Below are 25,288 nucleotides of genomic sequence, written 5' to 3' on the forward strand. Positions count from 1 at the left end.
ACAACCGCAGGTACGGCGTCTGATGTGTATCGCCCGGCGGCGCTACGCTTGCGCGGGCCTACGCTGTTAACCTGTGGGGACCCGTAGGCCGGATAAGGAATTTATGCCGCCATCCGGCACAACCGCGGGTACGGTGTCTGATGTGTATCGCCCGGCGGCGCTGCGCTTGCGCGGGCCTACGCTGTTTGAACCTGTGGAGGACCCGCAGGCCGGATAAGGCATTTATGCCGCCATCCGGCACAACCGCGGGTACGGCGTCTGATGTGTATCGCCCGGCGGCGCTGCGCTTGCGCGGGCCTACGCTGTTTGAACCAGCAGAGGACTCGTAGGCCGGATAAGGCGAAGCCGTCAGGCAAACGTCGTGAAGAAAGGCATTACTCGGCGGCCGTTTTCCCTTTGCCGGGCAGTCTGAATGCTTCGCCATAGGGCTTCGCAATGCCCATACGATATTGAGTCTCTTTCGCCGCCTGGTGGAGGTCGGCAAACTCCTCTTTCGGCGCCGGCGGACGTTGCGCCTTTTTCAGACACTGATTGCGATGGTGACGGATCCACTCTCGGTCCTCATCGTCCAGACAACGCTGCATCACCTCAATCCATCTGGATGCCGCCCGACGGTAGAGCCCGCATGCCTCTAACCGCTCAGCAATACTGTCCCTTATTCTCATCCACCTCGCTCCTCTGATGCTTTCACGATATCTCATGGTATTCCGACGCGTGAGTCGGAATACCATGGTAGTGTTAATTTATGACAAAACTATTCCTGTGCGGCGCAAGGAATATATTCATTATAATAATCGCTGTGCATAGCAAACCGCATTGGCGGTAAATACTTCCAAAGAGCTCCGGAATTATATGCCGAATGCCATCATCGATACCGCCGGGTATCGACGGTTGTACCTATCAATATCTATTTAATTTATTAGATTTTCGTCAACAAATACCTTGCGATAACATCCATTCTCTGTACAGCGAAGCTTCATAACGAACGTTCGGTCTGCTCCAGCAGCTTATTTCGAAAGATAAATAAGCAAGCTTCATTAAAATTATCTAACCCCAAACGCTCATAAAGCGCAGTACGCTTGCGGTAAAGGCTTTTTAGTGACGTATTGAGATTGACGGCCACCTCCTCCATGGTCATCCCCGCCATGAGTAAACGTAACATTAACTGTTCAGACAAACTTAAGCGCAGATCGTCAAACCACTCTTTGGTCAGACGCTTGCTATTCATCTCCAGAAAAAGGCCAAATAATGTCGCCATATCCGCGGGTGATAATGACATGTTTAAAAACGATTTCAGGCTCAGTAAATGCTCTTCCCGATGGCGCATATCGAGGACGATACAACATATTCGCTTTCTGGATTTCGCCGCTGCCAGCACGAGATAATCGTAATGGCAAAGCGGCGAGCGGCTATCAACCAGCAGAGAGACTTCATCAACCTCATTATCTAAAATCGCTTTTCCGCTAGAATCTAACTGAATGATATCAGGAAAAAAATTCTTAACACCTTGAAAAAGATAGTAATCTTGGGTAACCAATATCATTAAAGTTGCCACAAATCGTCCCTTTAACATTTAATCAACAAATTCTCGTCAACCAGACGTTTTCCCTCCCCCTATGGAACGCTTCGCATGGCGGTGAAAATAACGAGACCTGTGATTTATCATTAGCGCGGCATCTGAATCTGGCTGTGAAAACCCTCCTTGCGTTCTGACAGGAAATAAACAGATTGATTATAAATAAAAAAATCCACAGAAAAGATGCTTTTTTTGCTATTGAGAATTTTTGTCAGAAATCATCTTAAATATTGCCTAAAAAACTCTAACCCCAACTAAATATAAGTCACACCGCCATTTTGAAACAAAATTCCACCTGACTTTCTTTTTTATTTATATCAGTAGGTTAAAGAAATCAACTTGAACACTTCCGTTCGAATGAAGTCGATTTTACAGAATTATCTTAAAACGCAGACCATAATTTATCCATATTTATCGGTTGCCGTATCGGGTATAAATTACCCATTCATTTATCAACAGGAGATATGTTTATTAGTTTGCAATAGGTCATTCACCTGCAGTGCCAGTCAGCTAAATGGGACCATCCTCATCCTTTAACTCACCGTCAAAGGACGGTCGTGTTGTGCAATGGATTCTTGATGAACATATGGCAAATAGAAATGGAAAGATCACCTTATTCAAATACGTTATTGTTTAATCGCAACACGAAACTCTCGCTATCAATCGGCTTGCTTTTGCTCTTCCCGGCGCTGGTTCAGGGAGCGGATTCGCTCTATGACCAGCAAATCTTGCAAGCGCGCCAAGGTCAGTACGCCCCCTTTCTCAGTTACCTTCAGCAGTACCAGCTGCGGCATGCCTTAACCCCTTCTCAGGTGGCGGACTGGCTGCAGGTGGCACTCTGGGCCGGTCAGGACGATGAAGTGGTGAAAGTCTGGCGACGCTACCAGGTCTATATGCCGCTTCCCGCACGGGGCACCGCCGCCGCGGCGCAGGCCCTGCGCAACCAGAAGCAGTGGCAAACCTCGCTCACCCTCTGGCAGCAGGCGCTCAGCCAGGCCCCTGGCAGCGACGACTATCGTATCGGCTATATCAAAACGCTCGCCGATGCCCGCAAGGACGGCGAGGCGCTCAGCGAAGCGCGTCGCCTGGTGGCGGAGCAGGCGAGCGTTGCGCACCTGCAGACGCTCTCCTATGTCTACCTGCGGCTGGGCAAAAGCTGGGACCAGCTATTGGTGGACACGCAGATCCTCGATCGTGATCCGCAAAACAAAACCGCGCTGGCCAGCCTGATGGCGACCCTGACCCGCAACCGGATTGATTCCCCTGCTCTCGGCCTGGCGAATAGCGTCGAACTGACGCCTGCGGAAAAGCGTAACTTGCAGTTGAACGCCGCCGCCGAACTGGTGCGCCTTGCCGATACCCCTTCCCGCGAAGAAAAGGCGCGTTACGCGCTGGCCCGCACGGCGCTCACGCAGTATGACGCGATGATCGCCGCCTGGCACCCCGACCCACAGGCTGCGCCCGACATCATCCGGGCGCGTATTGATCGTCTGGGCGCGCTGTACGCCAGCGCCGAGTACGCGCAGGTCATCCGCGAATACCAAAGCCTGATCGCGCAGCAGCAGACCGTTCCCGACTGGGCCATCGGCTGGGTCATCTCCTCTTTTATCGCCCTTAAGCAAATTGAGCCTGCGCTGACGCTTATCCACCAGCATCCTTCGTGGCTGACAAGCCAACAGAATGAGGAACACGAGCTTTTCTACGCTCTGCTGGACACCGGTCAGTACCCGGAGGCGCAACGGTATGTCGCCCGCCTCACCAGGAATGCGCCCTACATCCGTCGTCTCTACGGCTCGCCAACGCCGCAGCCGAACGACGACTGGCTCACCGCACAGTCGCTTAACGTGCACTATTTAGCGGCTACCAACGACCTGCCGCAGGCCGAAGCCCGAATGCAGCGCCTGGCGGCGACGGCCCCTGGAAACCAGGGCCTGCAGATAGACTATGCCGCCCTTCTGCAGGAGAGAGGATTGCCACGGGCAGCCGAACGCCAGCTAAAAGCGGCGGAATCTCTGGAACCCGCCAGCCTGCAGCTGGAGCGCCAGCAGGCCTGGGTCGCCCTCGATCTGCAGGAGTGGCGGCAAATGGATCTGCTGACTGACGACGTCGTCGCCCGCTCGCCACGGGATCTGAACACCCAGCGCCTGGCCAGAGCGCGCGAGATCCATCATCTCTCCGAGCTGCGCCTGAGCGTTGGCAAAGGGCTGCATTCCGACAACCCGGTGAGCGGCACGCACGACCTCAGTTTTGAGACGGCGATCTACAGCCCGCCGCTAGCCGACAGCTGGCGGTTGTTCGGCGGGCACCGCTTCGCTGAAGGCAATTTTGAAGAAGGGAAAGGCAGCCGTCGCCAGCTGTTTGCCGGTATTGAATGGCGTCCGCGCGACTACTGGGGCGAGCTTGAGCTCTCCAGCGTCAATTTTCACGGCGAGAACAAGCCCGGCGTCCGCCTTTCCGCCGCCCATGACGTTAGCGATCGCTGGCAGCTGGGCGGCGAACTGGAGCGGATTTCGCAGCAGACGCCGCTGCGCGCGTTACGCAACGGCGTCAGCGCCAACCGCGGCGAAGGCTGGCTGCGCTGGTCTCCAAACGAACGCCGGGAGTACCGCTTCAGCGCGGCCGCCAGCCGGTTTACCGATCGCAACCGCCGCCAGGAGTACACCCTCTCCGGTAAAGAACGCCTCTGGCAAACCCCATGGTTAACGCTGGATTTGCAGCCCGGTCTGTCGGCCAGCGCCAATAGCCGCACCGACACCGCCTACTACAGTCCGGCACGGGACCTCGCCGCCACCGCGGCGCTGGCCGTCGATCACACGCTTTACCAGCGCTATGACACCGTCTGGAGCCAGCAGTTACTGGCCGGCGGCGGCAGCTACTGGCAAAAAAATCACGCCGCCGGGGCGATCACGGTGCTGGGTTACGGGCAGCGCCTGCGCTGGAACAACGTCGTCGACTCCGGGCTGATGCTGAACTGGGATAAGCGCCCCTACGACGGCAAACGTGAAAACAACCTCGCCATCACTCTTGATGCAAATATACGGTTTTAAGGATGACCATGCTGAACACGACCCTGCGCAACGGCCTGATGCTTCTCATCTGGCTGTGCCTTATCTTCAGCGTGCGTGCTGAGGAAGTCCCCTTCCTCGCCCCGCAGCAGCGCCCCCAACTGGAGGCCAATCAACCCTGGCCGGCGGATCGCTTTTTGGTGCTGGCCTACCATGACGTCGAAGACGATGCCGCCGACCAGCGTTATCTTTCGGTGCGCACCAGCGCACTCAATGAGCAGATCGCCTGGCTGCTGCATAACGGCTACCATGCGATTAGCGTTCAGGACATTCTCGATGCACATTATGGCTTAAAGTCGCTGCCGCCCAAGGCTTTTCTCCTCAGTTTTGACGATGGTTACAGCAGCTTTTACACCCGCGTATGGCCGCTGCTTAAAGCCTGGAACGTCCCGGCGCTATGGGCGCCGGTGGGCAGCTGGGTGGACACTCCCGCTGGTCAGCCCGTTAATTTTGGCGGCCTGATGACGCCGCGCGAGCGCTTCGCTACCTGGGAGATGGTGCGCGAGCTCAGCCGCTCGCCGCTAGTGGAGATCGGCGCTCACACCTGGGCCTCGCACTACGGTCTGCCGGCCAATCCGCAGGGCAGCCGCGAGCCTGCCGCCGCCAACCGCGGCTGGGATAAAACCACCGGCCGCTATGAAAGCGACGCGCAGTTTACCCGGCGAATGACCGATGACGTGCAGAAAGTAACGGCGAAAATCCATGAGGTTGCCGGGAAAACGCCGCGCGCCTGGGTGTGGCCCTACGGCGCCGCCAGCGGCAGCACCCTGGCCATCGCCAAACAGCAAGGGTATCAGCTGGCGTTTACGCTGAACGACGGCCTGGGCAACGTGAAGGATCTGGACAATATTCCACGCCTGCTGATCGCCGGTAACCCGTCGCTCAAGGCCTTTGCCAGCGCCGTGACCCAGATTCAGGAAGCCGATCCTGTTCGGGTGATGCATGTGGATCTGGACTATGTCTATGACCTCAATCCCGTCCAGCAGGCAAAGAATATCGATAAGCTGGTGCAGCGCGTCTATGACATGAAAATCAGCCACGTCTTTCTGCAGGCCTTCTCCGACCCGCAGGGCGACGGCACGGTCAAGTCACTCTATTTCCCCAACCGCTGGCTGCCGATGCGCGCCGACCTGTTTAACTTCGTCTCCTGGCAGTTGCAGACCCGCGGCAATGTGAAGGTTTATGCCTGGATGCCGGTGCTGGCCTTCGATCTTGCCTCAGACCTGCCGCGCGTTCAGCGCTGGGATCCGCAAACCGGGAAGGCGTTACTTGCCCGCCAGCCGTACGTCCGTCTGTCGCCCTGGGATCCCCGGGTTCGCCAGCAGATCACCGACATCTACGAAGATCTGGCCCGACACGCCAGCTTCAGCGGGATTCTGTTTCACGACGACGCCGTGCTGACCGATTTTGAAGACGTGAGTCCGGAGGCGGTCGCCGCCTGGCGGCAGACGGGTATGGCGCACGATGCCGACCCGGTGCCTCAACGTCCGCAAGAGCGCCAGGCATGGATGCGTTTCAAAAGCCAAACCCTGACCCGCTTCACTCTGGATCTACGCCAGGCAGTGCAGGCCATCCGCGGCCCGCAGGTGAAAACGGCGCGTAATCTCTTCGCCCTGCCGATCCTGGAGCCGCAAAGCGAAGCCTGGTTTGCGCAGAATCTGGATGACTTCCTTGCCGCCTATGACTGGACGGTCCCCATGGCGATGCCGCTGATGGAGTCCGTGCCGATCGACGCCAGCCAGGCCTGGCTGACGCGGCTGGTGCAGGCCGTCGCCCGCCACCCGGGCGCGCTGAAGAAAACCATCTTTGAACTGCAGGCCAGAGACTGGAATCGACGCCAGCAAAACGCCATTCCCGACCAGCAGCTGGCGGACTGGATGCGTTTGCTGCGGCTGAACGGCGTCAAAAACTACGGCTACTACCCTGACGATTTTATTAACAACCAGCCTGATATCTCTCGTATCAGGCCGCAATTTTCTTCCTGGTGGTACCCTGACCATGACTGATCGCATTATCGCATTGTGCATTTTATGCCTCGTATTCGGGCTGCCGTTAGGTGTCGCAGCGGTATTTACCGGCGAGCTTATCCTCGACTTTGTCTTTTTCTGGCCGCTGTTTATGTCAGTGTTGTGGATCACCGGGGGTCTCTACTTCTGGTTTCAGCTGGAACGTCACTGGCCGTGGGGGGAGGATACCCCGCCGCCGACGCTGCCGGGCAATCCACTGATCTCGATCCTGATCCCCTGCTTTAACGAGGAGAAAAACGCCCGGGAAACCATCAGCGCAGCGCTGGCCCAGCGTTACGCCAATCTTGAAGTGATCGCGATTAACGACGGCTCTTCGGACAACACCGCCCAGGTGCTCCAGCAGCTGGCGCAGGAGGAGCCGAGGCTGCGGGTGATCCATCTGGCCGCCAATCAGGGAAAAGCGGTGGCGCTCAAAGCGGGCGCCGCCGCCGCCCGCGGCGATCTGCTGGTCTGCATCGATGGCGACGCCCTGCTGGACCGGGATACCGCGGCCTGGCTGGTCGCGCCGTTGATCCATTATCCGCACGTCGGGGCGGTCACCGGCAATCCGCGGATCCGCACCCGATCCACGCTGATCGGCCGCATTCAGGTTGGGGAGTTCTCGTCGATCATTGGGCTTATCAAACGGACGCAGCGGATCTATGGCCGGGTCTTTACCGTCTCCGGCGTAATCGCCGCCTTCCGGCGCCAGGCGCTGGCGGACGTCGGCTACTGGAGCCCGGATATGATCACTGAAGATATTGATATCAGCTGGAAGCTTCAGCTCCGCCACTGGGACATCTTTTTCGAGCCGCGAGCGCTGTGCTGGATCCTGATGCCGGAGACCCTCAAAGGGTTATGGAAGCAGCGTCTGCGCTGGGCCCAGGGCGGCGCCGAAGTCTTTCTGGTCAATCTGCGCCGCCTGTTTCACTGGCAGCATCACCGGATGTGGCCGCTGTTTCTGGAGTATGCCTGCTCCACGCTGTGGGCCTTTGCCTACGCGATCACCATTCTGCTGTTTATCCTCAGCCGCCTGATACCGCTGCCTGACAATCTGGCGGTGCATAGCCTGTTTCCACCGGAATTCACCGGCATGCTGCTCGGCCTGATGTGCCTGCTGCAGTTCGTCGCCAGCCTGTATATCGAGCGGCGCTATGAGAAAAAGGTCGCCAAATCGCTGTTCTGGGTGATCTGGTTCCCGATGGTCTACTGGATGATCGGCCTGCTGACCACGCTGGTCGCTTTTCCGAAAGTGATGGTGAAACGTCAACGTTCCCGCGCGCGCTGGGTGAGTCCGGACCGGGGAAAAGGAAGCCTGTGATGAATGAAAATACGCTCATCTTAACCGAACATCGGGTGCTGCCCCGGCTGGTCGACGCCGGCTTAACGCTGCTGGCCTGGCTCGGTTTTCTGTTCTTTCTGTACGCCAATTTGCTGATGCAGTTCATCGCGCCGCCCTCTCCGCACTGGGAAACGCTGATGGACTCCCTGAATACGGCGCTGATGTATCTGCTGATTGCCGCGCTGAACGGCTGGCTGTTGATCCTCTGGTATCACTACAACCGGCGCCGCGCCCATACCCGGCGTCATACCGCGGTGCTCGCTCTGCGCGACGATGAGCTGGCGAGCAGCTTTAACGTCGCGCCGCAGATTATCTCGGAGATGAGCCGCTATAATTTGCTCACCGTTTACCACGATCAAATCGGGCAGATTATTGATTTAAAAAGCCACGCGTTACCACCGCCGCAGGAAGAGAGCGATGACGCATGAGAGCAAGGCCGCCGTCGGCGGCCTGGACAGGTAATACGCCGGGGATTAGCCGCCGGCTTTTTTGATGGCGGCTTCCAGCGAGGCTTTGTCTGCCAGCCCCGGGAAGACGGTGATGCTGGCTTCCGTGGCGCCGGTGGTCGGCATCACGATCACGCCCGGCGTGCCGCTCAGACCAATCTCCTGCGCCAGATCGTTAATGCTCTGCAGCACCGGTTCGACGTCGGCGGCCTTCTTCGCATCAAAGCCGGCTTTCTTCGCCTGCTGCTGGATATCCGCCGTCGTCAGCTTGCCTTCGTTATGGCCGGTAGCGTAAATCCCGTTATGGTAGGCCAGATAGGCATCCGCCCCTTTCTGTTGATAGATCTGCAGGCCGGTTTTTGCCGCCTCCAGCGAGCTTTCCCAGCGGCCGCCGAAAATCGGCCACTCTTTGAAGGCGAAGCGGGTCTGCGGGTGCGCTTTAATCACCTGCTCCATCACCGGCGCCAGACGGCTGCAGTAGACGCACTGGTAGTCGAAGAATTCGATCACCGTGACTTTGCCGTTGGCCGGGCCGTAGGTCGGGGTATTTTTATCCTGGGTCAACACGGCGGCGTTCTTCAGCACCGCCTGAGTGGCCGCGCTGGCCTGCTGCTCAGCCTGAATTTGCTGCAGTTTCTGGCTCGCCTGCAGCAGGACTTCCGGGTGGGCAACCAGATAGTCGGCGGCGATTTTGCCGATTTTCGCCTCCTGTTCCGGGGTGAAAGTCGCCGGCGCGTCAGCGGCAGAGGCCATCGCCGGCAGTAAGACAGCGCTCAGCAGGGCGACAGAGAGGTATTTCTTGTGGCCAGACATAGTGGGGATCCTTGCGATAAGTGAACGGCAGGTGAGTCTGGGTGACAAAATATCACCCTTTTTCGCCGAAGCCTTGCCCAACGGCGCCTTGATTCGTAACTTTATTTTTCAGGCTCTCTCTTTCCCGCGCGATAGCGCAGGTCTGCGCCAGTGGTCAACGCGGCCCAGGCGGAGTACCCTGCGCAGCGGTTTTTCTTGCTCTTTTTTCAGGTGGTTTCTCTCGATATGTATGCATTTCTTCAACAATGGGACATGGCAGTGATTATGCTGCAGATTGTCGCCATCGACTTACTGCTGGGTGGCGACAATGCCGTGGTGATCGCCATGGCCTGCCGCAAACTGCCGCCGCAGAAACGCACCAAAGCGATCATCATCGGTACCGTGGGCGCCATCCTGGCGCGCGTTCTGCTGCTGGCGATCGCTTTGTATCTCCTGTCGCTGCCGTGGCTGAAAATAGTCGGCGCCCTGCTCCTTCTGTGGATTGGCATCAAGCTGGTCAGGAATGAGGAAGAAGAGAGCGAGGTTAGCAGCTCTGGCAGCCTGTGGCGCACCGCGATCACCATCACCGTTGCCGATGTGATTATGTCGCTGGATAACGTACTGGCGGTAGCTGCTGCGGGGAAAGGGCACATTGCGCTGGTCGCCCTCGGCGTGGCGATCAGCATTCCGGTTATTGTCGCCGGCAGCAAGCTGGTGCTGGTCCTGCTCACCCGCTTTCCCGCGGTGGTGCTGCTGGGCGGGATGCTCATCGGCTGGATTGCCGGGTCAATGCTGGTCAGCGACCCTACCATTCGCCAGCTGTTTCCCAGCGCCGGCGAGAGCACCGCGCGCCTGGCTGGCGCCGTCGGCGCGCTGCTGGTGCTATTCACCGGATGGCGCCGCCGCCCACGGCCGCAGGCGAAAGACTAATCTTATCCACGGCGCCGTCTACCCCGACGGCGTCAAGTTTCCGCCACTTTTCTTCCCCGTCAGGGCGCATTTGCCCTACGCTTTATACTGACGCCTGTTCCAGGGAATATGTAACCACCGCACTGAGCATAGATGAGATAAGATCATGGAAATGAAGGATTATTATGCCATTCTCGGGGTGCAACCAACCGACGATCTGAAAACCATCAAGACCGCCTACCGCCGCCTGGCGCGCAAATATCACCCCGACGTCAGTAAAGAAAACGATGCCGAAGCCAAATTTAAGGATCTCGCCGAAGCCTGGGAAGTCCTGAAAGATGAGCAACGGCGCGCCGAATACGATCAGCTCTGGCAGCATCGCAACGATCCCGGCTTCGGTCGCCAGCGACAGACCCACGAGCAGAGCTACAGTCAGCAAGATTTCGACGACATCTTCTCCTCCATGTTTGGCCAGCAGGCGCATCAGCGTCGTCGTCAACACGCGGCGCGCGGCCACGATCTGGAGATCGAAGTGGCGGTGTTCCTTGAAGAGACGCTGGCCGAGCAGACGCGCACTATCAGCTATAACCTACCGGTGTACAACGTGTTTGGCATGATCGAAAGCGAAACGCCGAAAACGCTGAATGTGAAGATCCCCGCCGGGGTAGTCGATGGTCAGCGTATCCGCCTGAAAGGCCAGGGGACGCCGGGGGAGAATGGCGGCCCGAACGGCGATCTGTGGCTGGTTATCCACATCGCCCCGCATCCGCTATTCGATATTGTCGGTCATAACCTGGAGATCGTCCTGCCGCTGGCGCCATGGGAGGCCGCGCTGGGCGCGAAAGTGACGGTGCCCACCCTGAAAGAGAGCATTCTGCTGACGGTGCCGCCGGGCAGTCAGGCAGGGCAGCGACTGCGTATCAAAGGGAAAGGACTCGTGAGCAAAACCCACACCGGCGATTTGTTCGCCGTTATTAAAATAGTGATGCCGCCAAAACCAGATGAAAAAGCGCGTGAGCTCTGGCAACAATTGGCCGCCGCCGAAGCCAGCTTCGATCCGCGTAAGACATGGGGGAAAGCCTGATGGCTACAGTAACAGTGACGTTTACCATTACCGAATTGTGCCTGCGTACCGGGGTGTCGGAAGAGGAGCTGACGGAGATCGTCGGCTTAGGGATGATTGAGCCACACCAGCCGCAGGCGGACACCTGGCTGTTCGACGACAGCGCGGTGACGATCGTGCATCGCGCGGTACGCCTGCGTAACGAGCTGGAGCTGGACTGGCCGGGAATTGCGGTGGCGCTGACCCTGCTGGATGAGAACGCGCGGCTGACCCGCGAAAATCGCCTGCTGCAGCAGCGCCTGGCGCGCTTCCTCGCCCACGGATAGGGGTGCCATCCCGGGTCGTGGCGTTCCGTCTTCGCGCCGGGTGGCGGCTACGCCTTACCCGGCCTACAAATGACATCGAGCCCACCCATTGCACTGGATCCGTAGGCCCGCGCAAGCGTAGCGCCGCCGGGCATGGCCCCAGCCAGGGAGCCGCCTGTATGCCGGGTGGCGGCTACGCCTTACCCGGCCTACAAATGGTACTGGACCCACCATTACACTGGATCCGTAGGCCCGCGCAAGCGTAGCGCCGCCGGGCATGACCCCAGCCAGGGAGCCGCCTGTTTGCCGAATGGCGGCTACGCCATACCCGGCCTACAAACTAAGCACAGCGCAAGCCGGGGAGTTTCCCGGGTCGCGCAAACCGGGAATAGCGCTTAATCCGGTAACGAACCGGCGAGATTACGCGCGGAGACGCTCTCGCTCACCGGCGCGGGCGGCTCCGGCGCCTTAGCCGGGGCGGCTGCTGGCGCGGCTGCCGGGGCGGGAGAGGCCGGCTGGATCTCAAGGAACGAGGCCAGCATCTTACGCAGCGTTTCCGGTTTAGTATCTTCCGCCAGCAGCGCCGCCAGCATCGACGGTAAGCGGCTATCGACTTCCCCTAACGCTAGCCCCGCCAGCAGCGCGGTACGCGACATATCGCCGCGGTCGCCACGGTGATGGGCCTCAATTTTTGCGTCCGCAAAGCGCTCGCTGGCGCTGATATCCGGGCGCAGGTAAATCAGCACTTTTCTGCGATCCAGAGTCATAGACGCTCCTTAACCAATAATTTTCAGACCACGCACCAGGGCAAACTGCGGCTCTTCAGCCACCACGAAACGATCCTCGCGCAGACCCATCCGTTCACGAATGGCGTCGGCAACCAGCGGCGCGCCGCCGCCAATGACGATCGCGTGCGAATAGCCTTTAAAGCTATCGATGGCCGTCAGGACACGCGTGGTCAGACGTTCGATACTGTTATTGATCACCTTCTTCACCTCAGAAACCGCATCCGGATCGTTGATGTTGTCGGTCAGGTATTCTTCGTCGTGGCGGTTGATGATTATCTGGTCGACGTTATAGCTGGAGGTGTCGGTATTCGCCCGGGCCAGCGCCAGCTTAACGGCGTCGGTCACCAGCGATACGCCCAGCTTCGGGTCGCCGTAAATGCGCGAAACCGAGGTCATCTGCCCGGCGACCATTGAAATATCCAGCGTGGTGCCGCCAAGGTCGATAATCAACACCGAATGCGACGGTTTCAGCTCATCACACAGGCTGATACCCGCCGGAATCGATTCCGGGCGCACGGTAACTTTAGTGATATTGAACACCACGCCTTTATTCAGTTTAACGTCGCGCAGCAGGCTCTTTTTCTTGCGCTCAATATTGTCGAGGCGATATTGCGCATCTTCATCATAAAATTCGGTCAGCGGCAGGGTGACCACAATTTCAACATCCTGCGGCTCAAGACCGCTGGTCAGCAGCGCATGATGGACAGCGATGGAGTTCAACGGGCTGTATTGCCAGTCAATGTTATTGGTTGGGAGCGCATCGGGAGTGATCAGGTCGAATGAGTACTTTTCATCATCCACCGTGTAGTTAAAAGGCTTCCCCGAACCGAAGGTGGCAGACCAGCCGCGTTTAAAACTGTTGGGGCTGATATGGGTGAAAGTTTCGCCATCTTGCTCCCACAGCATTTTGATATTGGTTGAACCATCATCGATAAAAATGCGCATTGCATTGCTCCATCACTGAGACAAATAAGAGAAAAATGTAAGACCCAAAAAGAGTAGCAAGAGTTAAAAAGCAGCGCAAGAGCACGAAAAAGAGACGATCCTGAGTTTTATTTGAGAACAATCGGAGAAATAAACAGTCCAGAACACTCAAAAAGAGAAATATTTGAGATAAAATAGAGAACTACAGTTTTCTCTTTCTGTCTTTTTAAGACACTGTTTCTTGCTCAAAAAGAGAGCATCCCTCCCCTCTTTCGTCAGCGGTTTTCGCACGCTTTTTACACCTGATTGGGTACCACAATCGGCCGTTCCGGCTCGACGTCATTTTCCGGTACCCGGCGATATTTATCCAGCAGGTGAATCTGAATCCGTCGCAGCATATCGCCATTCAGTTTGTAATAACGGAAATAGAGAAACAGCGTCAGAGCAAAAAAGAGCGTCGGCAGCGCAATCATAATCGCCTGCATCCCCAGCAGCGTGTGGGGCGACTGCACAACATTCGGCACGTAACCGATGATACCGAGCACGATAGCGATAAACCAGGCCGCAAACGCCGAACCGGCTTTGACTACCAGCGTTTGAACGGAATAGGCGATGCTTTCGCAGCGGATATTCATCGTATATTCGCCATAGTCGACGGTATCGGCCACCATAATAACCTGCAGCACCCAGAACAGCGCGGTGCCGATATTCAACAGCACCCCGGCCAGCGAAATCAGCGCGATGTTGTAAACGCCGCCCAGCGCCATCAGCAACAGCACGCCGCAGCCCAGCACCGGCATGATCGAAGCACCCGCCCACAGAATGCGCCGCGATAGCCCTTTTACCAGTCGTGGGAACAGGATCAGCGTCAGCAAATTCGCCGCCCCGGCGTAGGACATGTAATACGGGAACATCTCCGCGCTGCCAATCACGTAGGTAAAGTAGTAAATCGCAAAGCCAGCGATAATGTTCGCCGCCGTGTTATAGGCCAGCGCCATGCCTAACAGGCAGGCCAGCTGATCGTTTTTATAGATCAGCGCCACCATCTGGCGCAGTGAGAGGTGGCTGGAGTCTTCGCTCACACCACTGTCGGAGGAGTAAACCTCATGCACGTTGCGCAGGGTGACGAGGGTGGAAACGACGAAGAAGGCGATCAGCACCAGAGTGAACATCTGAAAACCGAAACCGCGATCGGCGCCGCCGACGGCGTTGACGAACGGCAGCGTGACGCCGGCCGTGACAAATCCCGCCAGACTGGCGAAAAAGCGCGGGTAAGGCACCAGCTGCTCGCGTTCGCGTTTATCGAGGGTAATGGTCGGCACCAACGACCAGAACGGCACATCCATGATGGTGTAAGTGAAGCCCCACAGCAGGTAGGTTAGCCACACCCACGCCAGCAGCGCCCCGCCGCTGAAATGGTGGGCGCTGAACAGCATATACAGCACCACCGAGTTGGTTATTGTGCCGATCAGGATCCACGGTTTGAACTTTCCCCATCGCGACCGCGTACAGTTAACGATCCATCCCATAATCGGATCGGCTATCGCATCGAGGATCCTTGCCACCAGGAACAAGGTGCCAACCACCCCGACCGATAAGCCAACAATATCGGTGTAGTAATACATCAGGTACATGTAGACGATACCGATAGCGAAATCTTTACCAAAGGCACCAAATCCGTAGCTGAGCTTTGTTGTCATTGAAATACTCATAGGGTCCAGGTCGCTGTCGCCAGCGCCTCCTTCAGCGTTTGATAGAGCGTGACAGGCACCGCCGGGTTCGTTGCCCCCGGCGGCATAAGAGGATTAACGGTGCAGCCAGGCCGGCAGCCAGTCGCCGTGGCTGGCGATCAGATCGTCCACCAGCGCGTAGATCTCTTCGATCCCCAACACCGCGGCGGTGTGCGGATCCATCATCGTGGCGTAATAGACGTAATCGCGATTTTCGGTGAGGATCGCCTGCGTGAGCAGCGTCTGCACGTTGATATTGGTCTGCATGAGCGCCGCCAGATGCGCCGGCAGCGCGCCCACTTTGGTCGGCTGGATGCCGTTGGCGTCCACCAGGCAGGCCACTTCCACACAGCAGCCCTGAGGCAGGTTGTCGATGAGATTATCGTTGCGCACGTTGCCGTACACCACGCTTGGCTCGCCGGTCCAGATGGCGTTCATGATGGTGCTGGCATATTCGCGGGAGGGTTTCACCTCAATGCGCTCCCCGCGCTTATAGCTCTCCAGCTCCTGATGCCAGTTGGCCAGTTGCTCGACGCAGCGTTTAGGGTATTCATCCAGCGGCACTTTATAGCGAGCGAGAAGGTCATCGCGGCCCGGCTTGATAAACCATGGCGTGTATTCCGCGAAATGCTCCGAGGACTCGGTGACAAAGTAGCCCAGCTTTTTGAGCATTTCATAGCGGACGATGTTTTCGCAGCGCGGGTTGCCGTGCAGGTTCGGTTTCGGCGCCCGCCCGTCGGCGTAGGCCTGTAGCAGGTCGGGGTAGATACTGACGTAGCTGCCGTCCGCGAGCTTTTTCTCCAGCGACAGATAGAACGCCATATGGTTAATCCCCGCGCAGCGGTAGCGTAAATCCGCCGGATCGAGATCGAGGTCGCGCGCCAGCTCTTCCGCTGTGCCTTGCACCGAGTGGCACAGACCCACCTGCTTGATATGCGGGTAGCGGGCGTACATCGCCCAGGTGTTCATCGCCATCGGGTTGACGTAGTTAAGCATGGTGGCGTCCGGGCAGACCTCGCTCATGTCGTCGCAGATAGCCCACAGGTGCGGGATGGTGCGCAGCGCGCGCATAATGCCTCCCGGCCCCAGCGTATCGGCAATGGTCTGCTCCAGGCCGTGGCGCTTGCAGACTGCAAAATCGGTGACGGTACAGGGCTCATAGCCGCCAATCTGGAAGGCAACGACGACAAAATCGGCGCCCTGCAGGGCGGTTTTCCGGTCGCGGTGGCAACTGATTTCGCCGTTCGCGCCCACGGAATCCATCAGCTTGCGCACCACGATATGCGACTCTTCCAGCCGGGTTTCATCGATATCCATCAGCGCGATATGCGCCGATTTCAGCGCCGGGCGCTGGAAAACATCACCGAGAATATTTTTGACGAACACCGTCGAACCGGCGCCGATAAAAGTAATTTTTGGGGCAGACATCACGCACTCTCCATCAGGTCATTGAACACTTGCAGAGTGGCACGCCGCTCCCCGCTGCGCTGCCCTGTTCCCGCCGGAGCATTCCCGAAAGCTCAGATCGGCCATTAAGCGCCACAAAATCTGAGATTTCGGGAACAGATTGAGCAAAAAGGAGAGAAAATGGGCCGATTCTTCCGCTAAGCTGTCGTCAGTTCTGGCGAAAAATGCAGCCACTCTGACAATTCAGGAATACGCTAACGATGGAACACCGCTTCACCTCTCTGCCCCCCGATCCCTTTATGTGCAGCAGCGACGAAAAGCAGAGCCGCAGCCCGCTGGCGCTCTACTCCGAGTATCAGCGTATGGATATCGAACTGCGCCCGCCGCACGCCATGCCCACCAGCCACTGGCACGGCCAGGTGGAGGTCAACGTGCCGTTCGATGGCGACGTGGAGTATTTGATTAATAACGAAGTGGTGCGCATTGAGAAAGGCTATATCACTCTGTTCTGGGCCTGTACGCCGCATCAGCTGACCCGCCCCGGCGATTGCCAGCAGATGGCGATATTCAACCTGCCGATGCATCTGTTTCTCTCATGGCCGCTGGACCGGGAGCTTATCAACCACGTCACCCATGGGATGGTGATTAAATCCCTCGCCGCGCAGCAGTTGAGCGCCTTCGAAGTACGCCGCTGGCAGCAGGAACTGAGCCACGAGAATGAACAGATACGCCAGCTGGCGATCGATGAAATCGCCCTGATGCTGAAGCGGCTGAGCCTCGCCGGCTGGCAGCCGATTCTGGTCAATAAAACCTCACGCACCCACAAGAACAGCGTCTCGCGCCACGCGCAGTTTTATGTCAGCCAGATGCTGGAGTTTATCGCTGCCCACTACGACCAGGCGCTGACCGTCAATGCCGTTGCCGAGCACGTGAAGCTCAACCCGAACTACGCGATGGGGGTCTTTCAGCGGGTGATGCAGCAGACCATGAAGCAGTACATTACCGCCATGCGTATCAATCATGTGCGGGCGCTGCTGAGCGATACCGACAAGACCATCCTGGATATTGCCCTTACCGCCGGTTTTCGCTCCAGCAGTCGCTTCTACAGCACTTTTACCCGCTACGTGGGCATGCCGCCGCAGCAGTACCGTAAACTCAGCCAGCAGCGGCGTCACGGCCTGGCCTTGCCGGAGGCATAAAAAATGCCGCCGGGGTTTCCCCAGGCGGCATGATTAACAGTGAAAACGGTTAGTCGTTGATACGCGGATGCTGCTGCACCAGACGCGACCGTTTTGCCTGCAGATCGGCGATCTCCTGATCGATATCTTCGATTTTTTGCTCGATGTTATCGTAGTGCTCGCCAAGGATTTCTTTCGCTTCCTGGATATCCGACGCCGCCGGGGTCGCCCCTTTCAGCGGACGGTTAGCCGTCTCTTTCATCGACAGGCCCGTCGCCATACCCACCACCGCGATAACCATCAGGTAGTACGCCGGCATCATCAGGTTTTGGGTGGTCTCCACCAGCCACGCCGCCAGGGTTGGCGTCAGACCGGCAATCAGCACCGAGATGTTAAAGGCGCTGGCCAGGGCGCTGAAGCGGATGTGCGTCGGGAACATCGCCGGCAGCGAGGAGGCCATCACCCCGATAAAGCAGTTCAGCACCACCGCCAGCAGCAGCAGGCCGGCGAAGATCAGGCCAGTCACGTTGCTGTTGATCATAATGAAGGCCGGGATCGACAGGGCAAACAGCGCCACGCTACCAATCAGGATAAACGGGCGACGGCCGAAACGGTCGCTGAGCATACCGATAACCGGCTGTACAAACAGCATCCCGACCATGATAGCGATGATGATCAGCACTCCATGATCTTCCGAGTAGTGCAGGTTATGCGACAGATAGCTCGGCATGTAGGTCAGCAGCATGTAGTAAGTCACGTTGGTGGAAATCACCAGACCGATACAGGTCAGCAGGCTACGCCAGTGCTTGGTGGCAATCTCTTTAAAAGAGACCTTCGGCCCGTCCTGCAGTCCTTCACGGTCGCCCTGCTCCATGGTGTCAACATGCTGCTGGAACGCCGGCGTCTCTTCCAGCGCATGGCGCAGGTAGAGACCAATGATACCTAACGGTAGCGCCAGGAAGAACGGGATACGCCAACCCCAGTCGAGAAAGTTCTGTTCACCCACCACGCTGGAGATGAGAACCACCACGCCGGCCCCCATCACAAACCCGGCGATGGAGCCAAAGTCCAGCCAGCTGCCCATAAAGCCGCGCTTGCGGTCAGGAGAGTATTCCGCGACGAAGATCGACGCCCCGGTATATTCACCGCCAACCGAGAAGCCTTGCGCCATTTTACACAGCAGCAGCAGGATCGGCGCCCAGATACCTATCGTGGCATACGACGGAATAAGGCCGATACAGAAAGTACTTATCGACATGATCACGATAGTTATCGCGAGAATTTTTTGCCGACCATATTTATCGCCCAGCATCCCGAAGAACAGGCCGCCTAACGGACGAATTAAAAATGGTACGGAGAAGGTACCCAGCGCGGCAATCATCTGCACGCTTGGGTTGGCATCGGGGAAGAAGACTTTACCTAAGGCGTAGGCCACAAAGCCGTAGACGCCGAAATCGAACCACTCCATCGCGTTGCCCAGGGAGGCCGCGGTGATCGCCTTTTTCAGTTTACCATCATCGATGATGGTCACATCCTTAAGGGTGATGGGCTTTATTTTTTTCCTTTTAAGCATATTTTTCCTCTGCTACTCCGCCTTGAGTGCACGCCTCTTCGCCGAATGGCAAGGCCATTCGCATCGTGCGTCAGGAGCGGTGAATTGCTGTGCTCCTCATTTCAAGCGTAGCAGGTTTGCCTGCACTGTCTGCTGACAGAATGTACAACCGAACCTGTTGACGCCTGCTCTGGCTACTGGTGAATAAATGGAGCGGCTCATCGTGATGCTTGATGAAATTGACCTGCTCCCCTTTTTTACCCTAACAGTGTTTATATCTGCGATCAACTTCACAGAAATTTACCGCCTCATTACAGAGTGTCGGAAAATAAATAAGTTCATTTCCTGCCGATCGCGCGGAAATTATTTCGTCGATTTTGCTCCACCTCGGGCGGTTAATTTCAGCGTTTATTCGCTTCTTTCCGGAATAACACCACGGCTATTTTTTAGCAAAAAAACACCCGACAAAAGTGGGTGATTGCGCTATAATCATACCCACTTTCGGCTCTCAGCCGCTGTTTAAAGGACCAACGTCCTGTTTTTCGACGACATCATGAGGAGCGTCATGCAACTGCCACACTGCCCAAAATGCGATTCGACTTACACTTATGAAGATAGCGGCATGTACATCTGCCCGGAATGTGCCCATGAGTGGAACCCTGCCGAGGCGACGGAAGAGAGCGACATTCTGATCGTTAAAGATGCCAATGGCAATTTACTGGCCGATGGCGACAGCGTTACCGTCGTGAAAGATCTGAAGGTTAAAGGCAGCTCTTCGATGCTGAAAATCGGCACCAAAGTGAAAAATATCCGTCTGGTCGAAGGCGATCACAATATTGACTGCAAAATTGACGGTTTTGGTCCGATGAAGCTCAAATCGGAATTTGTGAAAAAGAACTGATTTAATTTCGGGTAGGCGGCGCGATTATTTTTTCACATAACCGTCGCCGCTCCCGATATCCTGGTGGCCGTTTGTCCCCCGGCGCATCCTGTTATTTCCCTCGCCGGCAACCGCTATTTACGCTGTCGCCTGCCGTCATATTTCAGCGCCCCTTTTCGCCCTGCCGTCTGGCTCAATCGCCTGCCGGGCGACTACGCTTTACGGGTTACGGTCACTGAGGTATTCACCATGTCCTTAAGTCCCTACCTTGCCTTTGCGGGCAACTGCGCCGAGGCGATCGCCTTCTACCAGCAGACGCTGGGCGCGGAGCTGATGTTTAAAATGACCTTTGGCGAAATGCCGCCCCCGGCGCAGGAAGCGTCAGACGGCTGCCCGTCTGGCCAGAAGATGGCGGATGATGCTATCGCCCACGCCAGCCTGCGCATCAATAATGGCGAGCTGATGCTGAGCGACAGCGCCTTCGGGCCCGATGTGCATTACGCCGGCTTCACCCTCGTCCTCGATCCCAGCGATGTCGCTGAAGGCCAGCGCTGGTTCGACGCGCTGGCTGTCGGCGGGCGCATTGAGATGGCCTGGCAGGAAACCTTCTGGGCCCACGGCTTCGGCAAAGTCGTCGACCGCTTTGGCGTCCCCTGGATGATCAACGTGGTCAAACAAGGCTGACGCCCCCAGGGCGGCCCGGCCGCCCTGTCATCCGCCTGGCATCAACTCTTCATCCTTTAGTCATCGTCACTTAACCGAAATGCAACATAAACCGGTCAGGATCGGCCCACAACGCGAGGAAGCTCCTCGCCTATGCTGTGTGAGGCTTGATGACTATGCACCTGTCCAGACATCCGACCAGTTACCCCACGCGCTATCAGGAAATCGCCGCCCGACTTGAGCAGGAGCTGCGCCACCACTATCGCTGCGGCGACTATCTGCCCGCCGAGCAGCAGCTGGCGACGCGCTTCGACGTTAACCGCCACACCCTGCGCCGGGCTATCGACCAGCTGGTTGAGCGCGGCTGGGTTCAGCGCCGTCAGGGCGTGGGTGTGCTGGTGCTGATGCGCCCCATCGACTACCCGCTTAACGCCCAGGCGCGCTTCAGCCAAAACCTGCTGGAACAAGGCAGCGATCCCACCAGCGAAAAGCTGCTGTCGGTGCTGCGCCCTGCCAGCGCCCATGTCGCCGAAGCCTTTGGCATCAATGAGGGCGAGAACGTGATCCACCTGCGTACCCTGCGCCGGGTCAATGGCGTCGCCCTGTGCCTGATTGACCACTACTTCGCCGACCTGCGCTTCTGGCCGGTGCTACAGACCTTCAGCCACGGCTCGCTGCACGATCTGCTACGCGATCGGCTCGACGTCGAACTGACCCGCGTACGCACCAAAATTAGCGCCCGCCGCGCGCAGGCAAAAGAGAGCAAGCTGCTGGAAATCCCCAATATGGCGCCGCTGCTCTGCGTCCGCACGCTCAATAGCCGCGAGGGCGAGTCGCTCACGGCGGAGTACTCCGTCAGCCTGACCCGCGCCGACATGATTGAATTTACCATGGAGCACTGAATGCACTTCGATACCGCCACCCGCCAGCGCTGGATGTCCGTGCTGGCCCACAGTGAACCGCAGGACCTTCTGGCGCGCATGCAGTCCCTGCAGCTGGCGCCGGAATATGAATTGATTCGCACCCCGGAAACCGGGCTGGTACAGCTCCAGGCCCGCATGGGCGGTATCGGCGACCGCTTCTTTGCCGGCGACGCCACCCTTACCCGCGCAGCGGTACGCCTGGCTGACGGTACCCTCGGTTACAGCTGGATCTTAGGCCGCGACCGCCCGCACGCTGAACGCTGCGCGGCGATCGACGCCCTGCTGCAGTCGCCCCGCCATTTTCACACCTTAATGGAAACTCTGATAACCCCGCTGGAAGCGCTACGTAGCGCGCGCATTGAAGCCCGACGCGCCGAAGTCAACGCCAGCCGGGTCGACTTCTTTACCCTGGTTCGCGGAGATAACGTATGACCTTACAACCCGCTTTTACCCTGGCTGTGCAGGATGCCCAACACAGTTTTCGTCGCCTGCTGAAAGCGATGAGCGAGCCGGGGGTGATTGTCTCCCTGCAGCAGCTTCAGCACGGCTGGCAGCCATTGAACGTGGCCTCCACCAGCCTGCTGTTGACCCTTGCCGATCATGAAACACCGGTCTGGCTCGCCAGCGCTCTGCGTAACGATCTGGTGGGACAGAATCTGCGCTTTCATACCGGCGCGCCGCTGGTGGACCAGCCGCAGCAGGCGGTCTTTGCCGTCGCCAATGACGGCATCAGCGCCGAGCAGCTCAACGTCCTTTCCGCTGGCACCGTCACCGCGCCGGAAACCGGCGTCACACTGATCGTTCAGCTTGCCAGCCTCAGCGGCGGACGCATGCTGCGCCTGACAGGGGCAGGCATTGCCGAAGAGCGAATGATTGCGCCGCAGCTGCCGGACTGCATCATCGACGAATTAACCGAACGCCCGCATCCGTTCCCGCTGGGCATCGACCTGATCCTCACCTGCGGCGAGCGCCTGCTGGCGATCCCGCGCACCACCCACGTGGAGGTGTGCTAAATGTACGTTGCCGTCAAGGGCGGCGAGAAGGCGATCCGCGCCGCTCACGCCTTACAGGAACAGAAACGACGGGGCGATGGACGGCTTCCCGAACTGAGCGTCGAACAGATAGGCGACCAGCTCAGCCTGGCGGTGGACCGGGTGATGACCGAGGGCGGGATCGCCGACCGCGAACTGGCGGCGCTGGCGCTGAAGCAGGCCAGCGGCGATAACGTCGAAGCAATATTTCTGCTGCGCGCCTACCGCACCACCCTGCCGCGGCTGGCGGTCAGCGAACCGATTAATACCGCGGAGATGCGCCTCGAACGCCGCATCTCCGCAGTGTATAAAGATATCCCCGGCGGCCAGCTGCTGGGCCCCACTTACGACTACACCCACCGCCTGCTAGATTTTACCCTGCTGGCCAATGGCGAAGCGCCGTCTGTGCAGCAAGCCGATGGCGAAGCAGAGCCGACGCCGCACGTCTTTAGCCTGCTCACGCAGCAGGGGCTGGCGAAGACCGAGGAAGATCGCGGCACGCCGCCCGACGATATCACCCGCACCCCGCCGGTCTACCCCTGCTCGCGTTCCTCGCGCCTGCAGCAGCTGATGCGCGGCGATGAAGGCTACTTGCTGGCGCTGGCCTATTCGACCCAGCGCGGCTATGGCCGCAACCATCCGTTTGCCGGCGAGATCCGCAGCGGCTACGTGCAGGTGGAAATCGTCCCGGAAGAGCTGGGCTTTAGCGTCAATATTGGCGAGCTGCTGCTGACCGAGTGCGAGATGGTTAATGGCTTCGTCGCCCCGCAGGAGGAGCCGCCGCACTTCACCCGCGGCTACGGCCTGACCTTCGGCATGAGCGAGCGCAAAGCGATGGCCATGGCGCTGGTCGATCGTGCGCTGCAGGCGCCGGACTATGACGAAGAGATTGCCGGCCCGGCGCAGGATGAAGAGTTTGTGCTGGCCCACGCCGATAACGTCGAAGCGGCCGGCTTCGTCTCGCATCTGAAGCTACCGCACTATGTCGATTTCCAGGCCGAACTGGCGCTGCTGAAACGCCTGCAACGGGAGAACGAACGTGGCTAACCCACTGACTGGCTATAACTTTGCTTACCTCGACGAGCAAACCAAGCGCATGATCCGCCGGGCTATTCTCAAAGCGGTAGCGATTCCCGGCTACCAGGTGCCGTTCGGCGGGCGCGAAATGCCAATGCCCTACGGCTGGGGCACCGGCGGCATCCAGCTGACCGCCAGCGTCATCGGTGAGAACGACGTGCTGAAGGTGATTGACCAGGGCGCGGATGACACCACCAACGCGGTGTCGATTCGTCAGTTCTTTAAGCGCGTCACCGGCGTCGCCACCACCGAGCGTACCGAAGACGCCACCCTGATCCAGACCCGCCACCGGATCCCGGAGACGCCGCTGGTGGAGGATCAGATCCTGATCTACCAGGTGCCGATCCCGGAGCCATTGCGCTTTATCGAGCCGCGTGAAACCGAAACCCGCACCATGCACGCCCTGGAAGAGTACGGCGTCATGCAGGTGAAACTGTATGAAGATATCGCCCGCTTCGGCCATATCGCCACCACCTACGCCTATCCGGTGAAGGTCAATGGCCGCTACGTGATGGACCCTTCGCCGATCCCGAAATTCGATAACCCGAAAATGCACATGATGCCGGCGCTGCAGCTGTTCGGCGCCGGGCGCGAAAAGCGGATCTACGCCGTGCCGCCCTATACCCCGGTGGAGAGTCTCGATTTCGACGACCATCCCTTTACCGTGCAGGAGTGGGATGAGCCCTGCGCCATCTGCGGCTCGCGCCACAGCTACCTCGACGAAGTGGTGCTGGATGACAGCGGCCAGCGGATGTTTGTCTGCTCCGATACCGACTATTGCCGCCAGCAGAGCGAGGGGCAGAAAAAATGAACCAGCCATTACTTGCTGTGAATAACCTGACCCATCTCTACGCCCCGGATAAAGGTTTTCGCAATGTCTCCTTCGAGCTGTGGCCGGGAGAAGTGCTCGGCATCGTCGGCGAGTCCGGCTCCGGTAAAACCACCCTGCTGAAGGCAATCTCCGCCCGCCTGACGCCGCAGCAGGGCGAGGTGCTGTACCAGCAGCGCTCGCTGTACGCCATGAGCGAAGCCGAACGCCGACGCCTGTTGCGCACCGAATGGGGCGTAGTGCATCAGCACCCGATGGACGGTCTGCGTCGCCAGGTCTCCGCCGGGGGCAACATCGGCGAACGGCTAATGGCCACCGGCGCCCGCCACTACGGCAACATTCGCGCCACCGCCGAAAAGTGGCTGCAGGAGGTGGAGATCCCGCCCTCGCGCATCGACGACCTGCCCACCACCTTCTCCGGCGGCATGCAGCAGCGTCTGCAGATCGCCCGCAATCTGGTCACCCAGCCGAAGCTGGTGTTTATGGATGAACCCACCGGCGGGCTGGATGTGTCCGTGCAGGCGCGGCTGCTAGACCTGCTGCGCGGCCTGGCGGTGGAGCTGAATCTGGCGGTGGTGATTGTTACCCACGATCTCGGCGTCGCTCGCCTGCTGGCGAACCGTCTGCTGGTGATGAAGCAGGGCCAGGTGGTGGAGAGTGGCTTAACCGACCGGGTGCTCGACGATCCGCACCATCCTTACACCCAGCTGCTGGTGTCGTCGATGTTGCAGAATTAATGCTGTTTTGCCGGGTGGCGGCTGCGCCTTACCCGGCCCACAGGTGCGTTATTCGTAGGCCGGGT

General features: G+C 58.4%; 28 protein-coding genes. 18 read left to right on the forward strand and 10 right to left on the reverse strand.

The annotated features are described in order from the left end of the window. Positions 1 to 374: 374 nt before the first annotated feature. Complete coding sequence (locus tag HMPREF1024_RS05885; protein ID WP_305953346.1) at positions 375 to 731, reverse strand: PerC family transcriptional regulator; 357 nt, start codon at positions 729 to 731, stop codon at positions 375 to 377. Positions 732 to 859: 128 nt separating this feature from the next. Here HMPREF1024_RS05885 and HMPREF1024_RS31425 point away from each other — a divergent pair, with 128 nt between their 5' ends. After that, positions 860 to 982 (forward strand): hypothetical protein, encoded by a 123-nt coding sequence (locus HMPREF1024_RS31425; RefSeq protein WP_004146686.1) that lies wholly within the window; start codon positions 860 to 862, stop codon positions 980 to 982. Here the strand turns inward: HMPREF1024_RS31425 and HMPREF1024_RS05880 are convergent. Next, a complete protein-coding gene (locus HMPREF1024_RS05880; RefSeq protein WP_002885396.1) occupies positions 977 to 1,543 on the reverse strand; it encodes a LuxR C-terminal-related transcriptional regulator in 567 nt (188 codons plus the stop codon). The two genes, HMPREF1024_RS31425 and HMPREF1024_RS05880, sit on opposite strands and share 6 nt — an antisense overlap. Positions 1,544 to 2,175: 632 nt before the next feature. On the opposite strand from HMPREF1024_RS05880, the gene pgaA reads away from it, so the two are divergent. Genes pgaA through pgaD form a run of 4 tightly spaced genes read left to right on the forward strand, consistent with a single transcriptional unit; the run spans position 2,176 to position 8,417 of the window. Continuing rightward, positions 2,176 to 4,623: a poly-beta-1,6 N-acetyl-D-glucosamine export porin PgaA gene (gene pgaA, locus HMPREF1024_RS05875; RefSeq protein WP_073972727.1), complete on the forward strand. Its 2,448-nt coding sequence runs from the start codon at positions 2,176 to 2,178 to the stop codon at positions 4,621 to 4,623. Positions 4,624 to 4,631: 8 nt separating this feature from the next. Beyond that, a complete protein-coding gene (gene pgaB, locus HMPREF1024_RS05870; RefSeq protein ID WP_009309384.1) occupies positions 4,632 to 6,647 on the forward strand; it encodes a poly-beta-1,6-N-acetyl-D-glucosamine N-deacetylase PgaB in 2,016 nt (671 codons plus the stop codon). Beyond that, a complete protein-coding gene (gene pgaC, locus HMPREF1024_RS05865; RefSeq protein WP_004210049.1) occupies positions 6,640 to 7,968 on the forward strand; it encodes a poly-beta-1,6-N-acetyl-D-glucosamine synthase in 1,329 nt (442 codons plus the stop codon). Before pgaB ends, pgaC begins: the two co-directional genes overlap by 8 nt. Continuing rightward, positions 7,968 to 8,417 (forward strand): poly-beta-1,6-N-acetyl-D-glucosamine biosynthesis protein PgaD, encoded by a 450-nt coding sequence (gene pgaD / locus HMPREF1024_RS05860; RefSeq protein ID WP_009309386.1) that lies wholly within the window; start codon positions 7,968 to 7,970, stop codon positions 8,415 to 8,417. Before pgaC ends, pgaD begins: the two co-directional genes overlap by 1 nt. A gap of 45 nt (positions 8,418 to 8,462) precedes the next feature. Here pgaD and HMPREF1024_RS05855 read toward each other — a convergent pair whose 3' ends face one another. Next, positions 8,463 to 9,248 (reverse strand): DsbA family protein, encoded by a 786-nt coding sequence (locus tag HMPREF1024_RS05855; RefSeq protein ID WP_002885391.1) that lies wholly within the window; start codon positions 9,246 to 9,248, stop codon positions 8,463 to 8,465. Positions 9,249 to 9,473: 225 nt separating this feature from the next. Here HMPREF1024_RS05855 and HMPREF1024_RS05850 point away from each other — a divergent pair, with 225 nt between their 5' ends. After that, entirely contained in the window at positions 9,474 to 10,157 is a 684-nt protein-coding gene (locus HMPREF1024_RS05850; RefSeq protein WP_032451414.1) for a TerC family protein, read from the forward strand. Here the strand turns inward: HMPREF1024_RS05850 and HMPREF1024_RS31430 are convergent. Beyond that, positions 10,114 to 10,227: a hypothetical protein gene (locus tag HMPREF1024_RS31430; protein ID WP_020316611.1), complete on the reverse strand. Its 114-nt coding sequence runs from the start codon at positions 10,225 to 10,227 to the stop codon at positions 10,114 to 10,116. The genes HMPREF1024_RS05850 and HMPREF1024_RS31430 overlap by 44 nt on opposite strands. A gap of 75 nt (positions 10,228 to 10,302) precedes the next feature. Here HMPREF1024_RS31430 and cbpA point away from each other — a divergent pair, with 75 nt between their 5' ends. Together cbpA and cbpM are read left to right on the forward strand one after the other, a co-directional pair. Beyond that, complete coding sequence (gene cbpA / locus HMPREF1024_RS05845; protein WP_009309390.1) at positions 10,303 to 11,220, forward strand: curved DNA-binding protein; 918 nt, start codon at positions 10,303 to 10,305, stop codon at positions 11,218 to 11,220. After that, on the forward strand, positions 11,220 to 11,525 hold the full coding sequence (gene cbpM, locus HMPREF1024_RS05840; RefSeq protein ID WP_002885324.1) for a chaperone modulator CbpM: 306 nt from the start codon (positions 11,220 to 11,222) through the stop codon (positions 11,523 to 11,525). Before cbpA ends, cbpM begins: the two co-directional genes overlap by 1 nt. A 374-nt stretch (positions 11,526 to 11,899) precedes the next feature. Here cbpM and HMPREF1024_RS05835 read toward each other — a convergent pair whose 3' ends face one another. The 5 genes from HMPREF1024_RS05835 to HMPREF1024_RS05820 form a co-directional block, all read right to left on the reverse strand. After that, complete coding sequence (locus tag HMPREF1024_RS05835) at positions 11,900 to 12,271, reverse strand: plasmid partitioning/stability family protein (protein WP_004186571.1); 372 nt, start codon at positions 12,269 to 12,271, stop codon at positions 11,900 to 11,902. Between the two features lie 9 nt (positions 12,272 to 12,280). Further along, positions 12,281 to 13,237, reverse strand: a complete 957-nt coding sequence (gene parM / locus HMPREF1024_RS05830; protein ID WP_004146678.1) for a plasmid segregation protein ParM domain-containing protein — start codon at positions 13,235 to 13,237, stop codon at positions 12,281 to 12,283. A 147-nt stretch (positions 13,238 to 13,384) separates the two neighbouring features. Next, positions 13,385 to 13,507 (reverse strand): hypothetical protein, encoded by a 123-nt coding sequence (locus tag HMPREF1024_RS31435; RefSeq protein WP_020802926.1) that lies wholly within the window; start codon positions 13,505 to 13,507, stop codon positions 13,385 to 13,387. A gap of 5 nt (positions 13,508 to 13,512) precedes the next feature. Beyond that, entirely contained in the window at positions 13,513 to 14,928 is a 1,416-nt protein-coding gene (melB, locus tag HMPREF1024_RS05825) for a melibiose:sodium transporter MelB (protein WP_004218080.1), read from the reverse strand. Positions 14,929 to 15,021: 93 nt separating this feature from the next. Beyond that, positions 15,022 to 16,374 (reverse strand): alpha-glucosidase/alpha-galactosidase, encoded by a 1,353-nt coding sequence (locus tag HMPREF1024_RS05820; RefSeq protein ID WP_004177780.1) that lies wholly within the window; start codon positions 16,372 to 16,374, stop codon positions 15,022 to 15,024. Positions 16,375 to 16,613: 239 nt separating this feature from the next. Here HMPREF1024_RS05820 and melR point away from each other — a divergent pair, with 239 nt between their 5' ends. Then, the gene (melR, locus tag HMPREF1024_RS05815; protein WP_002885229.1) at positions 16,614 to 17,552 is read left to right on the forward strand and encodes a transcriptional regulator MelR; all 939 of its coding nucleotides are present in this window, start codon (positions 16,614 to 16,616) and stop codon (positions 17,550 to 17,552) included. A 49-nt stretch (positions 17,553 to 17,601) separates the two neighbouring features. Here melR and proP read toward each other — a convergent pair whose 3' ends face one another. Continuing rightward, positions 17,602 to 19,104, reverse strand: coding sequence for a glycine betaine/L-proline transporter ProP (gene proP / locus HMPREF1024_RS05810; RefSeq protein WP_004177782.1), 1,503 nt, complete (start codon positions 19,102 to 19,104; stop codon positions 17,602 to 17,604). 187 nt (positions 19,105 to 19,291) lie between these two features. On the opposite strand from proP, the gene HMPREF1024_RS32105 reads away from it, so the two are divergent. The 9 genes from HMPREF1024_RS32105 (at position 19,292) to phnK (ending at position 25,223) form a co-directional block, all read left to right on the forward strand. Next, positions 19,292 to 19,561 (forward strand): hypothetical protein, encoded by a 270-nt coding sequence (locus HMPREF1024_RS32105; RefSeq protein WP_071603204.1) that lies wholly within the window; start codon positions 19,292 to 19,294, stop codon positions 19,559 to 19,561. A gap of 87 nt (positions 19,562 to 19,648) precedes the next feature. Next, on the forward strand, positions 19,649 to 19,984 hold the full coding sequence (locus tag HMPREF1024_RS05805; protein ID WP_004177783.1) for a zinc ribbon domain-containing protein YjdM: 336 nt from the start codon (positions 19,649 to 19,651) through the stop codon (positions 19,982 to 19,984). A 228-nt stretch (positions 19,985 to 20,212) separates the two neighbouring features. Further along, positions 20,213 to 20,647: a VOC family metalloprotein YjdN gene (yjdN, locus tag HMPREF1024_RS05800; RefSeq protein ID WP_002885221.1), complete on the forward strand. Its 435-nt coding sequence runs from the start codon at positions 20,213 to 20,215 to the stop codon at positions 20,645 to 20,647. A gap of 155 nt (positions 20,648 to 20,802) precedes the next feature. After that, positions 20,803 to 21,528 carry a phosphonate metabolism transcriptional regulator PhnF gene (phnF, locus tag HMPREF1024_RS05795; RefSeq protein WP_004177785.1) on the forward strand — a complete coding sequence of 242 codons (726 nt, stop codon included), beginning with the start codon at positions 20,803 to 20,805 and terminating at the stop codon, positions 21,526 to 21,528. Further along, a complete protein-coding gene (phnG, locus tag HMPREF1024_RS05790) occupies positions 21,529 to 21,981 on the forward strand; it encodes a phosphonate C-P lyase system protein PhnG (RefSeq protein ID WP_002885214.1) in 453 nt (150 codons plus the stop codon). Further along, a complete protein-coding gene (gene phnH, locus HMPREF1024_RS05785) occupies positions 21,978 to 22,562 on the forward strand; it encodes a phosphonate C-P lyase system protein PhnH (RefSeq protein ID WP_002885207.1) in 585 nt (194 codons plus the stop codon). Before phnG ends, phnH begins: the two co-directional genes overlap by 4 nt. Next, the gene (locus HMPREF1024_RS05780; RefSeq protein WP_004177786.1) at positions 22,563 to 23,627 is read left to right on the forward strand and encodes a carbon-phosphorus lyase complex subunit PhnI; all 1,065 of its coding nucleotides are present in this window, start codon (positions 22,563 to 22,565) and stop codon (positions 23,625 to 23,627) included. Next, positions 23,620 to 24,468, forward strand: a complete 849-nt coding sequence (locus HMPREF1024_RS05775; protein ID WP_002885202.1) for an alpha-D-ribose 1-methylphosphonate 5-phosphate C-P-lyase PhnJ — start codon at positions 23,620 to 23,622, stop codon at positions 24,466 to 24,468. The genes HMPREF1024_RS05780 and HMPREF1024_RS05775 overlap by 8 nt, the downstream gene beginning before the upstream one ends. Then, positions 24,465 to 25,223 carry a phosphonate C-P lyase system protein PhnK gene (gene phnK, locus HMPREF1024_RS05770; RefSeq protein ID WP_009309400.1) on the forward strand — a complete coding sequence of 253 codons (759 nt, stop codon included), beginning with the start codon at positions 24,465 to 24,467 and terminating at the stop codon, positions 25,221 to 25,223. Before HMPREF1024_RS05775 ends, phnK begins: the two co-directional genes overlap by 4 nt. Positions 25,224 to 25,288: the final 65 nt, after the last annotated feature.

The organism is Klebsiella sp. 4_1_44FAA (genome assembly GCF_000238715.1).
GTDB lineage: Bacteria > Pseudomonadota > Gammaproteobacteria > Enterobacterales > Enterobacteriaceae > Klebsiella > Klebsiella pneumoniae.